This window comes from Dermatophilus sp. B7861-1 (assembly GCF_058996045.1).
Map to the genome: position 1 here is coordinate 2,625,844 of NZ_CM180082.1, position 15,130 is coordinate 2,640,973.

Sequence of the window (15,130 nt, forward strand, 5' to 3'; positions counted from 1 at the left end):
CCGTTCAACAGCCTCAATACACAAACACACACAATCACCGCGTCACACGCCACCACAAAACAGCAGGTCAACAACCAATACGCCACTAACTCATCACCAAAGAGCCCGTATGAGTGCGGTTGCCAAATACCTCGTTAGAATCAAAAGATGACCACCGCACCGCGACCGAGCCGCCCCGTGCGGCGCGTCCCCGCAGTGCTCGAACGCTCCGCCGGAGGCATAGTCGTCGACGTCCAACAAGGCCAAGCCCATATCGCCGTTATCGCACGCCGCAACCGCGCAGGACGCGTCGAATGGTGCCTTCCCAAAGGGCACCAAGAAGGTGACGAAACACTAGAACAAACAGCGGAGCGCGAAGTTGCTGAAGAAACAGGAATCCAAGGACGCGTCCTAACAACCTTGGGCACCATTGACTACTGGTTCTCCACCCATGACCGCCGCGTACACAAAGTAGTCCACCACTACCTCCTCGAAGCCACAGGAGGCGGACTCACCGTCGAAAACGACCCAGACCACGAAGCATTCGCCGTCGCATGGTTCCCCCTCCACCGCGTACAAGAACAACTCACGTTCCCCAACGAACGCCGAATCGCCCAACTCGCCTGGGAACGACTCGCCGGAACCCCATGAGCAAACACACACACCGCGCACTCACCGCACTCATCCTGGCCACCATCTTCACCAGCATTTCCACACCAGCGGCCACACCCAACGAACGCAACAGCACCCAAAACCCCCTCGAACTCGCCCTCACACGAGTCACTCCCACCATCGCCACCCCCGGAGAACCCATTACTATCCGCGCAACACTGACAAACCGCGGAAACAAACCACTACCCAACATCCAAATACGCGCACTCCTCGGCAACCAGAAACTCACCACACGCAGCGAAATCAATACCTACACCACAAGCAACAAACCCCTCGACACCACCCACGTAGCCACAAGCAAAACCCCCATCACCCTCCCACCTGGCAAAACCCAAACCGCCACCCTCACCATCGACGGCAACAACATCACCACCACCAACGCCTACGACATACGTCCCCTCATCCTCGAAGCCGCCAACCCCACCACAACCACAACCACACGCTCATTCCTGCCCACCCACACCCGCAAGGAATACCAACCTCTCCAACTCGGATTCCTCATACCACTCACCACCGACCCAGACCCCCACCTCGTCACCGCAACAGGAGAAGAACTCGACAAAGCCTGGACGGAATTCGCAGGCCCAGGAAGCCGTATCGATAACATCCTCAACGGCACCAAAGGACACACCACCACCTACGCACTCGACCCCACCCTCCTAGCCCCAAACACCACCCCACCAGCCACAAAAAACACAGACACCCCCGACACACCAACACAACTCACCAAAAACATCACCAAAAACATCACCACCCCAACCTCAACCATCTGGCAACTCCCCCCCACCGACCCAGACATCGACCCACTCACCACAACCGACGCAAACCCCAACCTCCTCAAAGCGATCGGAAAAACCAACCCCCAACTCGGCAAACTCCTCACCGAAACTGGCGCACCCCCCGAACAAGCACGCGCAGCAGACACCGCCCCCCTACTTGCCTGGCCTATCGACAACGCCCTCACCACTCAACAGCGAACCACCATCAATAACGCGCTACACCCCCGCAACAAACAGAATCCCACCACCTACATCACCGACAACACACACATAGACCCCGACCCAGACCGCACAGGCCCAGCCTCCCGCCGCACCCCCAAGGGAAACCCCCTCCTCGTATCAGACAGCGGCCTCAACAACCTTTTCAACCGCGCCACCAACCCCACACACACCGGCGAAATCACCCAACAATTCCTCGCCGAAACACTCACCCTCCTCTCCCAAAACCCAAGCAAACCCCGCGACGTCCTCGTCACAGCCCCCCGAGGGTTCAACCCAAACCCCAACACCCTCCACACCCTCCTAACCGACATATCCAACACCCCCTGGATCACCCTCACCAACACCAACGACTTCCTTCACCGCACCAACGAGCCCCAAACACCAACCACAGAACCCCCCAACCACACCCCCAACAACAACAGCCCCATCACTCCAAACACCATCGAGGACATTCTCGACGCCAAGCGCCACCTCAACGGCCTCGAAACCGTCCTCACCCCAACCAACAAATCCACCCTCATTCCCACCACGACCACCACACACGCCCTCGCCTCAGCCCGCTGGCGAGGACACCCCACACAACACGACACCGCACTCACCACAACCACCGACCGCATCCACACCCTTACCACCGGCGTCAACGTCCTACCAAGTACCGTCAACTTCCTTGCAGACTCCGGCGTACTCCAAGTCACCATAGTCAACAACCTCGACGTAGCTGTTCACGACGTACGACTCATCCTCGAACCTGACCAACGAACACCCAGACTCCACATAACCCAACCAACTCCCCTGTCTATCTCTCCCAAAAGCCGCACCACCGTCAAAGTACCCGTCGAAGCAATAGCAGCAGGACTCGTCCCCATCTCCACCCACTTACAAACCGCAGCCGGAACTAGGCTCGGCACCGACGCCACCGTCAAAGTACGAGTCCAACCCAGCGGCGGCATCACTATCACTATCGGCGCCATACTCGTTGCGCTCATATTTACCTTCGGCCTCGCACGAACCATCCGCCGAGGCCGCACACGCGTCACCGACGCCGACATCAAAGGGGTCGACCTGGAATGAGCAGCTCCAACGGCAGCCTCGCACGCGCCAGCGCCCTCATGGCATCAGGAAGCCTCGTCTCCCGCGTACTCGGACTCGCTCGTCAATCCATGATCCTCGCAGTCTTTGGGCTCACCCTCGCCGGAGACTCCTGGGCCGTCGCCAACATGCTGCCCAACACCATCTACACACTCTTAGCTGGCGGCGTTATCAACGCTGTCCTCGTTCCACAAATCGCAGCAGCACAAAAAAACCCCGACGGTGGACAGGAATACCTCGATAAACTCATCACTCTGTCTATCCTCGTACTTCTCGGCGTAACCGCCATCTGCATACCCCTCATTCCCTTCCTCGTTAACCTCCTCTCCAGCGCTAACTGGGACGAACCCACCTACGGCCTCTCCGTGGCATTCAGCTACATCTGTATGCCAGCCATCTTTTTTTACGGCCTCTACGCCATCCTCGGTCAAGTCCTCAACGCCCGAGAAAAATTCGGGTGGTTCATGTGGTCACCAGTGCTTTGCAACATTGTCTGGATCGTCGCCCTGGGATGGTTCATCAACGCCTACGGGCGCGGAAACGGTGACCCCACCACCTTCACTCCCGCCATGATCGCCCTTCTGGGAGGCTCCCTCACACTCGGTGTCGCGCTCCAAGCAATCGTCCTCATATGGCCTCTCCACCGAAGTGGATTCCGCTACCGCCCCCGCTTTGGTTTCAGAGGAGTCGGCCTCGGAGCAGTCGGACGCGTCGCCGGATGGACATTTGCCTCCTTGGCCGTCGCCCAACTTGGCCTCATCATTCAAACACGAGTCCTCACTTCAGTCGCCCAGTACTATCCAGGAAAAATTGCCTACGACCAGGCATTTCTCCTCTTCATGACTCCCCACGGACTCATCACTGTCTCCTTAGCCACCGCGCTTTTCACCTCTATGGCCAAAGCCGTAGCCATCGACGACAGAGACACAATCCGAAGTGACCTCCGGCGAGGTGCCAACCTCATCGGCGTAACAACGATCCCCATCGCGTTCGGCACCCTTGCTATCGGAACTGCACTCACCGGACTGATCTTCCTCGGAAATTCACGAGAAGCCACTGACGCAATCGGATACCTCACCATGGCCATGATGCTCGGCCTGCCCGCTTACGGCGTCTACTACCTTTGCCAACGAGCTTTCCTTGCACACAGCGATGCCCGAACTCCTTTTCGTATGCAAGTTCTCAACACCAGCATCGGAACAGTGCTCACTATCGCCGCTCTACTCCTCACTGATGAATGGCGCGGAGTAGCAGCAGCTGGAGCCCAAGCAATTGCCAACATCATTAGCGCAATCATCGCGACCATGTGGGTCCAACAACGCATGGGCCGTCTCCGCATGTACCGCATTACCCGCACATGGGTACGCGTCATAGTCGCGTGTATACCCGCAACGCTCGCTAGTTACGCTGCTTTCTTGGCTATCGAAAACATCATCCCCATCCGGGCCCTCGAATCCACCTTGAAAGTCGCCCTGGGTTCCGCGATCTTTATCCCGATATACCTCATCGGGGCACACCGGATGCGCATCGACGAAGTAAAACAAATCACTCAGCTGATCACGACTCGCCTACCAAAACGCAAGCCAACACACGGCCAGGCCTAGACTGTCCCACAAGCCCAGCAAGGGGACGCGACCGCCCATTCCGGCCCACCGCCACAATGCGGTCGAAAAAGACACCGCCGCAAGACGCGGCACCGTGAAGAAATCGACCTAGGACAAGGCAGGTGCCGTGCAGGGCGTAGGAGCAGGACAAGTCGTTGCAGGACGGTATCGGCTCAACAACCGTCGAGCCCGAATCGGCGACATAGATGTATGGGCCGCCACTGATGACACCCTAGGACGAGAAGTCGAAGTCACTGTTCTTCCAACCTCGCATCCTCAAGCCCAAGAAATCGTCAAAGCCGCACGCAATTCAGCCGCAATTGCCGATCACCGACTTGTGCGCGTACTTGATGTTGGTTCCGATATCCGCATGAGTTGGGTCGTCGAAGAATCTCTCGCAGACATGCGTACCCTCGCCCAGCTTCTAGAAACTGGTCCTCTTCCCCCCGAAGAGGGACGTCGCATTGCCGGTGAAATCGCTACCGCACTCACCACAGCCGCACGCCGCAATGTTCACCATCTCCACCTCACCCCTCACGCTATTCGCATCACAGACAGCGGACTCGTAAAAATTGTGGGACTTGCAGTCGCTGACGCTATCGCTGGCGGAAACGAAAACTTCAACACCGAAGATGCACAACGCACTGATGCTTGCGCCATCGTTGCCCTCATGTATGCAGCCATCACTGCACGGTGGCCTCTTCCCAGTCCTGTACGAGGACTTGACACAGCTCCCCGCGTCGGAACAGCGATCGCAGTGCCCTCCGAACTAGTAAGCGCGGTGCCTCCTGAAATCGATGCGGTCTGCCGAAGTACTCTCAACCACAATTCTGGCCCTGTAACTCCTGCTGAAGTCGCAGCACAATTACGTCCTTGGTCCAGCGTTCGCGTCACTAAAGCTTCTCATTCCAAAAACACGGAAAAAACAACCGAAACCACACCAGACGCAACGCCATCTAACAAGAGCGCTTCCTCAATCACCACTCGCCTAAAAGACCGAAAAAATGAACGTATTGCTGCAGAACGACGTGACCTTGAAGAACGACGATCTGACCCTTCATATCTAAACATCCGCGAAGCACTCGCGGTCGGCACTGGCACCGACAACGAAAATGCCATCGCTCCAGGTTTTGCTGCGCCCTCATACAAAGACGGAAAATATGCGCGCCCTATCGTCGCGGTAGTTTTAGCAGGAATACTCCTTGCTACTGCCGCAGCTATACCCGTACTTATTAACACGATTCCGGAATCCACTACTAGTGCAACACCAACGACACCTGCACCAGCGAAACCTGCAACCCCTAATGCTTCAGCTACTCATACCGATAACTCAACTCCTATCGCTATATCACATGTAAGATCTTTTGATCCCCAAGGCGACGGGGCAGAGAACGAAAATCAAACACATCGAGCAACTGATCAAAATACGTCATCTGAGTGGCATACCGAAGGATATGACTCTCCTGACATTATTGGTGGAAACAAACGTGGAGTAGGACTTGTACTTAAATTACAAGATCAGAGATCAATTAAAGGCGTAAAAATCAACGGCCGCCAGGGGCAATCAATCACTGTATTATCGAATAACTCAAGCTCCCTCGAAGGAGCCACGGAAATCGGGAAAGTAGAAAATGCACCAAAAGGTGAAAGCGATATTCGTGCTAGCAGCACTGAACCTGCCCAATACCTGATTGTGCTCCTCACTAAGTTGCCCCAAGGAGAAGACGGCCGATACCGCGGCAGCATCTCAGAAATCACGGTCTACTAACACGCACACTTCTCGGGGAACCCGGAATAGAGCCTGTACGTCCTTCATGTGAAACCGATCGGGGAAAATCCCCAAACTTACCACCACCGGGAGGAGGACGGAATGAGGCACAATTACCCCGAAGACGAGGAAATCCGCCGACTTCTGGCGTCAGCACACACGCCTCAAACGCCCGCAGGCCTCACCCAACGTCTAAAAAAAGCTGTTTCACAGGAACAGTTATCCTCACAAAATCGAAAAATCCCACCACCACCTATTCCTAACCGTTTGCACGGCAGATCTAGGTTACCGGTCCCTCTCCTGGTGAGCTTTTCACTACTACTTGCAGCTATCGGAACAACTCTGCTTGTCACTGCGGGGATGACTCAGTTAGATACTCAAAGTCGCATGACGACAACGCTCGCGCAAGAAGGCATTCCACTCACCGAGCGCTCTGCCCCCATCCCGGAACCTTCCAAAGCTGTGGCTGCGCTATCTGCACCTCATAACTCTCCACCTGTCGAGACTTCTCAATCAACCCCAACAAAAGATAGTCAAATCCTTTCGAGACAAATACTTAATTGCCTCAGACATCTTCGTATTGACGTTAATGAAGTTGAGCAGGTAGAGATCGCACCGTACAACGGCATCACAGCTGCTTTTGTCACCACAAACACCCAAGGGCAACGACGCCTGCGCGTGATCGATCCAGCATGCCCTGTTTTCAGAAGCCCTGTCCTTTTGGAAGAGGAAACAACAGCAGATCCTGTCTCCAACAGTAAGAACACCGCATCTAACAGACGCCTGGAATAGGTCTACCCTCATAATCGTTGAGCGGGTAAATAACTTTTACAGCGCGTTGTAAGTATTCGACAGTTCAAACGCTGACTAGCTATACTTCTATTTGAGAGGACTTCCATGAGCGAGGATATCCACAACGTCTTGATTGTTGGTTCCGGACCTGCAGGCTACACCGCAGCCATATACGCAGCGCGTGCCAATCTTTCTCCTGTCGTAATCACAGGATCAGTTGCAGCCGGCGGCGCTCTAATGAATACCACTGAGGTGGAGAATTTTCCAGGTTTTCCCGATGGAATACTGGGGCCTGACCTCATGGAAAAAATGCAGAAACAAGCAGAACATTTCGGAGCAGAACTCATCATCGATGATGTAGTTTCTCTTGATCTATCCGGCGACATAAAAACAGCTACAGATGGAAGCGGTAACTCATACCGTGCTCGAGCTGTGATTCTTGCCATGGGTTCTGCTTACCGCGAGCTCCATGTTCCTGGTGAAAAAGAACTCTCAGGAAAAGGTGTTTCTTGGTGTGCCACCTGTGACGGTTTCTTCTTCCGTGATCAAGACATCGTGGTAGTCGGTGGCGGTGACTCAGCACTTGAAGAAGCAACTTTTCTTACAAAATTTGCCAAGTCAGTCAAAGTGATACACCGGCGTGATCAGCTCAGGGGAAGTGCCATCATGGCACAAAGAGCCATGAATAACCCGAAAATTGAATTCCTTTGGAACTCTGCGGTTACATCAATTAACGGAGTCGATAAAGTCGAATCTATTACCCTCAAAGATACAATAACTGGGGTGACCCGCGAGATGGAAACTCGTGCTGTTTTTGTAGCTATTGGTCACGATCCTCGCAATGAACTCGTCTGTGACGCTGTTGAGATCGATGAGGGAGGATATGTGTTAACGCAAGGTCGGAGCAGTGTCACTAATATTCCTGGCGTTTTCGCCTGTGGTGACCTTGTAGACCACACTTATCGACAGGCAATTACAGCAGCAGGTAGCGGATGCGCAGCTGCACTCGACGCAGAACGTTATCTGGAAACTATCTAATCTCATACATGAGACCTATCAGTCGTGGGTAAGTGATAACACTTTAGTCTGACTTTCAGTCAGTTAATCAACCAGGAGATTTCATGGCAGCTATTAAAGAGACCAGTGATGCTGATTTCGAAGCTGACGTTCTCAAGAATGAAAAAACCGTTCTTGTCGATTTTTGGGCACCATGGTGCGGTCCTTGCCGTGCTGTAGCTCCAATCCTCGAAGAAATCGCAGCCGAGAATGCTGGTTCGATCGAAATTATCAAACTCAACACTGATGAGAACCCGAAAACTGCAGCTAAGTACGGAATCGTAAGTATTCCTACGATGAACGTCTTCCAGGGCGGGGAAATTGTGAAAACAATTGTCGGAGCCCACCCTAAGCCAAAGTTGCTCCGCGAAATCGCAGACTTCATTGTCTGATAACAAGGGTTGGGGTGTTGTTTCATGTGAAACAACACCCCAACCCTTGTTAATTTTAAGTTTCCTGGATAGATTCGCTCTCTTCAGCTAAACAGGTCGAGTCAATTGCCTTCAAGATTCGGTCTAAGTCCTCTCGACCAGCAAACTCAACCGTTAGTTTCCCTTTTTTTCTCCCCATATTTATGGTCACATGAGTATCAAGGCGATCTGTAAGTCTTGCTGCCAAATCTTCATATCCCTGATTATGTTGAGAACTGCGCGGACGACGAGGTTTACTACTAGCATTATTTGACGAAACGGCAACAATTTCTTCTACTGTTCGCACAGATAGGCCTTCTGCCACTATTCGCTGAGCTAGACGCTCTATCGCTGCTGCATCTGAAAGACCCAACAAGGCACGAGCATGGCCTGCAGTTAAAACACCAGCTGCTACACGCCGCGCAACAAGAGGCGGAAGCCTCAGAAGTCGCAATGTATTACTAATCTGAGGGCGTGATCGAGCTACACGATCTGCGAGTTCTTCGTGGGTGCAACCAAAATCATCAAGGAGTTGCTGATAGGCAGCGGCTTCTTCCAAAGGATTGAGCTGAACTCGATGCAAGTTTTCCAAAAGCGCATCACGCAGCATTGCGTCATCAGGTGTGCTTTTGATGATTGCAGGCACTGATTGCAGCCCCGCTATTCGGGAAGCGCGCCAACGCCTCTCACCCATAATTAACTCATAGCCAGATTCAATTTCTTGACTATGCCGAACAACAATTGGTTGGAGTATTCCAATTTCTTTGATGCTGGCAACAAGTTCATCTAGCTCTTGCTCATCAAAAACTGTTCGAGGTTGCTTCGCATTCGGGTGAATTGCATCAATATCAATCTGAGCAAGCTCAATCCCTGGAACAGGAGACAAGTCATCCTTCACCACGACTCCCTCTCGGGGCTCTGTAGAAGTTATGGCTATTTCTCCTTCAGATTCGAGATGAATTTTACTTAGTTCTTTGGTTTCCCGTGAAACATCAGAACTACTTTGAACTACATCAGATTCTGAAGAACTGACATCAGCCCCTGCGCGTCCTACACTCTCGAAAGCTTTATCTAAAGCAGCACGACGTCCCTGACTATCTGTAGGAGCACTCGACTTATTTTTTCGTCCAGATGCAGCTGCTGATGAAGAAGCAGATTCTCGTGTGCGCCGAGTAACGTCGCTTTCAAAGAATAAATCTGCTGGCCTGGTTTGCACTGCAGGAACTGACTCAGTCAAGGGCCTTGTACTTCGTGGTTTAGCTGCAAGTGATTCTCGCGGGACATCAGTGGGAATCAAAGCCCCCAACCCCCGCCCTAAACCACGCTGCCGATCACTACTCATACGTTCTTCCTCCTCCTCATGCCCACTACCAGCTAATAGCCGTTTCACTAAACTCGCTGCTATATATGTTTCCCGTGAAACATTACTTACGATTGAAAACTTGGATCGCGTTCAACAAACTCTCGAGCAGCACCTAGATACGCTAAGGATCCCGTACTCATCGGATCGTAAGTCAAAACGGTTTCGCCGTGGCTTGGAGCTTCAGATATCCGAACAGATCGCGGCACCATCGCATTGAGTACCTGATCTGGGAAAACTGAGCGAACTTCTTCTGCTACCTGCGATGAAAGCTTGGTGCGCCCGTCATACATCGTGAGCAAGATCGTCGAAATGTGAAGCACAGGGTTGAGGTGTCGCCGGATCATGTCGATATTGCGGATCAACATCGACAAACCTTCCAGAGCGTAGTATTCACACTGAATCGGAATGAGCACTTCGCGAGCAGCCACAAAAGCATTAAGCGTGAGAAGTCCTAAGCTTGGGGGACAGTCGATAATCACATAATCAACTGGATCTTTGTCTTTATTTTTTTGCAGCAGATAAGACTCAATTGCTCTTTGCAGTCGTGTTTCACGTGCAACGAATGAAACTAGTTCTATCTCAGCACCAGCTAACTCAATCGTGGCAGGTACGCACGTTAGTCCTTGGGTTAACGCAGAAGGTTGCTCAACATCAATCAGCGAAGCATCTTCAATCAGAACATCATAAATACTGTCGACCTCTGAGGAATGCTCGATTCCTAGTGCGGTGCTTGCATTGCCCTGTGGGTCCGAATCTATAAGTAATACTCGTTGCCCTCCAAGTGCCAGAGCTGTTGCAAGATTGACTGCTGTAGTTGTTTTCCCAACGCCTCCTTTTTGATTTGCGATAGTGATGATCCTGGTATGCGCAGGTTTCTTCCAGGGAGATCCTTTAGGTCGAATCAAACGCCGCTTCGGCTGGGAAACGACCCTGTTCGGCGCTGATTCATCTGGTTCCTTTTCGTCTAAGGGGTCAGCAGGATCTTTTACTGCCAGTACTGGTGACTCCTGGGGCACAGCTCCTCCTTGTCTCTAACGTCAACGCGTTTCACGAGAAACAGACCTCCGACAAGAAGTTTCACGTGAAACATGCGTAGAACGATGCCTTCAAGGACCTACGGTACCCTCAGAGCTAGCTCTGGTGACATGACGACATGACAATTACGGAACAGAGAGATTCGGGATATCAAAAACCTCTCGACTCACCTAGGTGGGCCGAGAGGTTAACTGAGACCTTACTGATTTTGAGTTCTGCGACTATGGCGTGACTTTTTCTTGCCAGAAGTTTTCACTCGAACATTTCCCTTCTGGGCTGAGATAAAACGAATACGTACAAGCGTCGTAGGATCTTCTAAAGTTCCTTCTCCAAGAAGCTCAACTTTGCTATCACAGCCACCAGAGACAGCTATTTGCTGACGGTCCTCTTCCAGTTCACGATAAGCAGATGCGCCTTTGAGAGCAACCAGTTCGCCTCCCGGGCTCAATAGGGGGGCAGCCCACATTGCCAGTTTTGCAAGACGAGCGACTGCTCGTGCAGTTACAACAGGAACAGCGAGCTGGCCGGCTAAAGCTTCGGCGCGCGCATGATGAATTACCACATTTGTAAGTCCCAATTCCTCAACAGCAGATGAAAGCCATGTTGTGCGTCGCGCAAGTGGCTCAATCAGATGTAGTTGCAGGTCAGGCCGTGCAATAGCTAAAGCTAATCCTGGCAGCCCAGCACCAGAGCCAATATCTGCCACGGCGACACCAGGTTCCAGTACACCTTGCACAATTGCACAATTTAGAATGTGCCTACTCCACAATCGTGGAACTTCGCGAGGACCTATTAGTCCGTGAGTCACTCCCGTTGTAGCTAATAATTCTGAAAACTTAACAGCTATATCTAGGCGATCTTTATAGATCAGATGAGCAATCCTGGGAGGAAGGGAAAGTTCAGAGGAAAACGAATTGTCCACGGTTGGTTGATCCATCGTTAAGAAGGCGAATGATGGCAGTGGCCGCGCCTAGCTGCCACTGCCATCAGAGAAGGTGTGATTTAAACCAGGGGAAGTACAACAACGAAACGGTGAGGCTCACTGCCTTCGGATTCTGATTCGAGTCCTGCGCGAAGCACCTCGTCGTGAACTACTTTACGTTCAAATGCAGACATAGGTTCGAGCGATCGAGCCTCGCCGTATTTTTTTACCTCAGCGATCACTTTTCGTGCAGTAGATATAACTGCTTCGCGCCTCTCAGCACGGTGGCCAGCTACATCAAGCATTACCCGGCTACGCTCACCAGTTTCAGCCTGTACTGCCATACGAGTTAATTCTTGTAATGCTTCGAGAACTTTGCCATCTTGCCCGACTAAACGACGTGGTACTCGACCATCTTCTGAATCTACGATGGCAACTGAAGCCCGGTCGCCATCGATATCTACATCAATGTCACCGTCCAAGTCGGCAATATCAAGTAAACGCTCGAGGAAGTCTGCCGCAATTTCACCTTCACGCTCTAGCTCCTCTGTGCGGCTAGCACTAATTCCCTCGCTCATGCTGTCCCTCCAATGAATAGGCAGTTCTATCCGCTGCCAGATCGATTATGTGTGGCCTGGCCGCGCAAAGCGCGGGAATACAAGTTATTTTCGCCGCGAACGGCTGGTCCTGCGAGGCTGCTGACGCTGACCACCTTGTCGAAGCTTGTCCGCTACAGGGCTATCGCGATACTCACCTGCAATGTTTGAGACATCTGTGTTGTTTTTGAACCACGAACGTTTTTTCTCTGATGCAATATTTTTTTCTACTGCATCCATGCGATTTTCTGCCGGCAGTTTTCCTTGACGACGGCGTCTTTCTTGGAATGCTTTTTCTGCTTCCGATCCAGGAGTTGGCATCCGGCGAATCACCCAAAACTGCTGCCCCATTGACCAGACGTTCGTGGTGAACCAGTAGATAAGAACACCTACAGGAAAATTGACACCTGTAACCGCAAAAATCAAGGGGAAAACATACAACATTACTTTTTGTTGCCGAGCCATCGGATTGTCAAGTGCCGAAGCAGGCATATTTTTCATCGTCAGCTGATGCTGCGTGATAAACGTAGTGGCTGACATCAACAGAATCAGCACAATTGTAAGAATTTTTGCCTCAATGGAATGAGAGGTCATAAATGTGGCTGACAGCGGGGCTCCGAAAAGAGTCGATGCATCTGCCTGACCTGCTAGCTGTGGATTCAATGGCCCTGCAGACAAACGCTGTCCATAAGCAACTCGACCAAGGTTGTTCAAAACGCTAAACAACGCAAAGAAGAAAGGCATCTGAACAAGAATCGGCAGACAAGATGCAAAAGGGTTGGTCCCTGTTCGACGATACAGATCCATTGTTTCTTCAGACATTCGCTGCCGAGATTCTGGATCAGTTTTTCCCTTGTATTTTGCTTGAATCTTCTGCATCTCAGGCTGAATGAGCTGCAGACGACGTGACGACTGGATTTGTTTAAAGAACAAGGGCATCAACAGGACGCGGATGACAATAACCAATCCACCAATGGATAGCGCCCACGTCCACCCTGACTCTGCAGGCATTCCAACCCACGAGAAGAGACTGTGGAAAGCAACCAGCACCCACTCGACAAACCATTCAAGTGGAAGCATCAGCGTCTCGAAAAAGGACCTCTCCATATTTTCCTCTACGGTCTCTTCGTTCCATCTTCGGGTATCTCTACAGACCAGATATGACCGAAGTTTATTGTCAAAGTTTCATCACCTGTCGGTGGTGTCTGAGATAGTTCCATTCTGACGCACCGAGCGTCTTTTAGCGTCTCGCGCAGGTACATGATCAACACCACCTGGATTCCAAGGATGACAACGCCCCAAACGTCTGACCCCCAGCCCAAGCCCCCTGACCACACCAAAACGCTGAATAGACACAAGCATGTACGTGGAACAACTGGGATAGAAACGGCATCTAGGGGGTATCAGGGGAGAAATAAATAGCTGATACCCCCGAATCGCCCATAAAAACGGCCTAGCTAGCAGGCCACGTAAGCGATCGACTAGTAGGGGGCTCACACAGATCGACCCATCACTGATTTTTTGTGACCCACTGAAACTTCATTCAAGTCTTTCATCACCCTAGTGAGAAGACGTTCTAGCTCAGTCTCAAGGCGTAGAAAGTCTACTTGCGCGGACGCAGGGTTAGCTCGAACGACGAGGTCGACACCTTGGGGGAGAGAAGGAATACGTGCACGCAAAGAATGGCGTAGACGGCGCTTTACTCTGTTTCGCACAACAGCAATGCCCACCGCTTTCGACACAACGAAGCCGACCCGCGGGGGTCGGCTTCGTCTGCCCTCAGGCTGAGCAACATGAATAACAAGCAGTTTTCCACCTGCTCTCTTGCCTTTTACCGCTACGTGAAAATCTGTAGGTTCACATAGCCGGTTACATGCGGAGAGCACGATCCTGCCCGGGAGATTCAGGCGGAAATGCTGGCGCGGCCTTTACGGCGACGGCAGGCAAGAATAGCGCGGCCAGCACGAGTGGCCATACGACTGCGGAAGCCGTGCTTTTTAGCGCGACGACGGTTGTTGGGCTGAAAAGTGCGCTTGCTCACGTTGAACTCCGTTGGGTCTCGTCGACGAGTCGGTTAAGTCGGCTCGACCATGACGCGACGCAAATCTCGAACGATTGAGAAAGCCTCGCCGCCGACGGTCGGGATCGAAGGTCCGTCTCCACTCTCATTCTAGTCACTACGCGCGCGAGAGAAACTCATGACTTCTGCGCACGTTACGTCTTGACTACCACAGCTTGGAGACGGGCACACGAAACCGCCCGTCGAAACCGACTGACACACCACGTTACGTGAAATAGGAAATAGAGGTCAAACTTGCTGGGCTAACTTACTCGAACCACAGCGAATACAGCTACCTCATCTGGCAGTTCACCCAGCGGCCGATGAGTTCGTGCATTTGAACGCAAACCTATCCACCGACCCGATTGACAGATTCTGCTTACGACTAGCCAGCACGACTCGCTGTCTATTTTCCAACGGCCAAGTGACCCGAAAACCTAAGCGAGAGAGATTCCCACAGGGCATCCACATGCAAACACTGCCCTTAATACTTCGTCAAATACCCACCTGAGCAGCAGGTTTCATGACCTTAATTGACTTTGTCAATGGTCGAGCACTAGTAGCCTGTGGATATCCCGTATCCTGTACCCCCAGGCTGTTTCCACAGCTGTGGAAACAGCCTGGGCAGCACTGTAGCCTGCATGTTTCAATAAAACTTCTCGAGAAAATTGATGCCCTGCGCGGGCAGGTACACACAGGGTTTCCCACAAGATGCTCGCGCAGTGGACACCTAACGTGTCCTAGGACTTATCACCGCATTACATACTCAGCAGGAGGGCACAAC

15 protein-coding genes are annotated in these 15,130 nt (G+C 52.2%); 7 read left to right on the top strand and 8 right to left on the bottom strand.

The window, feature by feature from the left end; all coding sequences use genetic code 11:
* Positions 1-147 precede the first annotated feature (147 nt).
* The 7 genes from AC2T9U_RS11570 (at position 148) to trxA (ending at position 8,353) form a co-directional block, all read left to right on the top strand.
* Positions 148-630 carry an NUDIX hydrolase gene (locus AC2T9U_RS11570; protein WP_028327202.1) on the top strand — a complete coding sequence of 161 codons (483 nt, stop codon included), beginning with the start codon at positions 148-150 and terminating at the stop codon, positions 628-630.
* Complete coding sequence (locus tag AC2T9U_RS11575) at positions 627-2,723, top strand: DUF6049 family protein (RefSeq protein WP_493696191.1); 2,097 nt, start codon at positions 627-629, stop codon at positions 2,721-2,723. The genes AC2T9U_RS11570 and AC2T9U_RS11575 overlap by 4 nt, the downstream gene beginning before the upstream one ends.
* Positions 2,720-4,345 carry a murein biosynthesis integral membrane protein MurJ gene (murJ, locus tag AC2T9U_RS11580; RefSeq protein ID WP_115032009.1) on the top strand — a complete coding sequence of 542 codons (1,626 nt, stop codon included), beginning with the start codon at positions 2,720-2,722 and terminating at the stop codon, positions 4,343-4,345. The genes AC2T9U_RS11575 and murJ overlap by 4 nt, the downstream gene beginning before the upstream one ends.
* Before the next feature lie 127 nt (positions 4,346-4,472).
* Positions 4,473-6,113 (top strand): protein kinase family protein, encoded by a 1,641-nt coding sequence (locus AC2T9U_RS11585; RefSeq protein ID WP_493696192.1) that lies wholly within the window; start codon positions 4,473-4,475, stop codon positions 6,111-6,113.
* 102 nt (positions 6,114-6,215) lie between these two features.
* Entirely contained in the window at positions 6,216-6,905 is a 690-nt protein-coding gene (locus AC2T9U_RS11590; RefSeq protein ID WP_493696193.1) for a hypothetical protein, read from the top strand.
* A gap of 105 nt (positions 6,906-7,010) precedes the next feature.
* Positions 7,011-7,943, top strand: coding sequence for a thioredoxin-disulfide reductase (gene trxB / locus AC2T9U_RS11595; RefSeq protein WP_493696194.1), 933 nt, complete (start codon positions 7,011-7,013; stop codon positions 7,941-7,943).
* An 83-nt stretch (positions 7,944-8,026) separates the two neighbouring features.
* Complete coding sequence (gene trxA / locus AC2T9U_RS11600) at positions 8,027-8,353, top strand: thioredoxin (protein ID WP_493696195.1); 327 nt, start codon at positions 8,027-8,029, stop codon at positions 8,351-8,353.
* Between the two features lie 55 nt (positions 8,354-8,408).
* On the opposite strand, the gene AC2T9U_RS11605 is transcribed toward trxA, so the two are convergent.
* The 8 genes from AC2T9U_RS11605 to rpmH form a co-directional block, all read right to left on the bottom strand.
* Complete coding sequence (locus AC2T9U_RS11605; RefSeq protein WP_493696196.1) at positions 8,409-9,608, bottom strand: ParB/RepB/Spo0J family partition protein; 1,200 nt, start codon at positions 9,606-9,608, stop codon at positions 8,409-8,411.
* Between the two features lie 191 nt (positions 9,609-9,799).
* Positions 9,800-10,750: a ParA family protein gene (locus tag AC2T9U_RS11610; RefSeq protein ID WP_493696197.1), complete on the bottom strand. Its 951-nt coding sequence runs from the start codon at positions 10,748-10,750 to the stop codon at positions 9,800-9,802.
* Positions 10,751-10,968: 218 nt separating this feature from the next.
* Entirely contained in the window at positions 10,969-11,691 is a 723-nt protein-coding gene (gene rsmG, locus AC2T9U_RS11615; RefSeq protein WP_493696198.1) for a 16S rRNA (guanine(527)-N(7))-methyltransferase RsmG, read from the bottom strand.
* 80 nt (positions 11,692-11,771) lie between these two features.
* Positions 11,772-12,269 (bottom strand): Jag family protein, encoded by a 498-nt coding sequence (locus tag AC2T9U_RS11620; RefSeq protein ID WP_493696199.1) that lies wholly within the window; start codon positions 12,267-12,269, stop codon positions 11,772-11,774.
* Between the two features lie 84 nt (positions 12,270-12,353).
* Positions 12,354-13,394, bottom strand: a complete 1,041-nt coding sequence (gene yidC / locus AC2T9U_RS11625) for a membrane protein insertase YidC (RefSeq protein WP_493696200.1) — start codon at positions 13,392-13,394, stop codon at positions 12,354-12,356.
* A gap of 81 nt (positions 13,395-13,475) precedes the next feature.
* A complete protein-coding gene (gene yidD / locus AC2T9U_RS11630) occupies positions 13,476-13,784 on the bottom strand; it encodes a membrane protein insertion efficiency factor YidD (protein WP_493696201.1) in 309 nt (102 codons plus the stop codon).
* The gene (gene rnpA / locus AC2T9U_RS11635; protein ID WP_115031991.1) at positions 13,781-14,173 is read right to left on the bottom strand and encodes a ribonuclease P protein component; all 393 of its coding nucleotides are present in this window, start codon (positions 14,171-14,173) and stop codon (positions 13,781-13,783) included. The genes yidD and rnpA overlap by 4 nt, the downstream gene beginning before the upstream one ends.
* Before the next feature lie 17 nt (positions 14,174-14,190).
* Positions 14,191-14,328, bottom strand: coding sequence for a 50S ribosomal protein L34 (gene rpmH / locus AC2T9U_RS11640; RefSeq protein WP_084441032.1), 138 nt, complete (start codon positions 14,326-14,328; stop codon positions 14,191-14,193).
* Between the last annotated feature and the right edge of the window lie 802 nt (positions 14,329-15,130).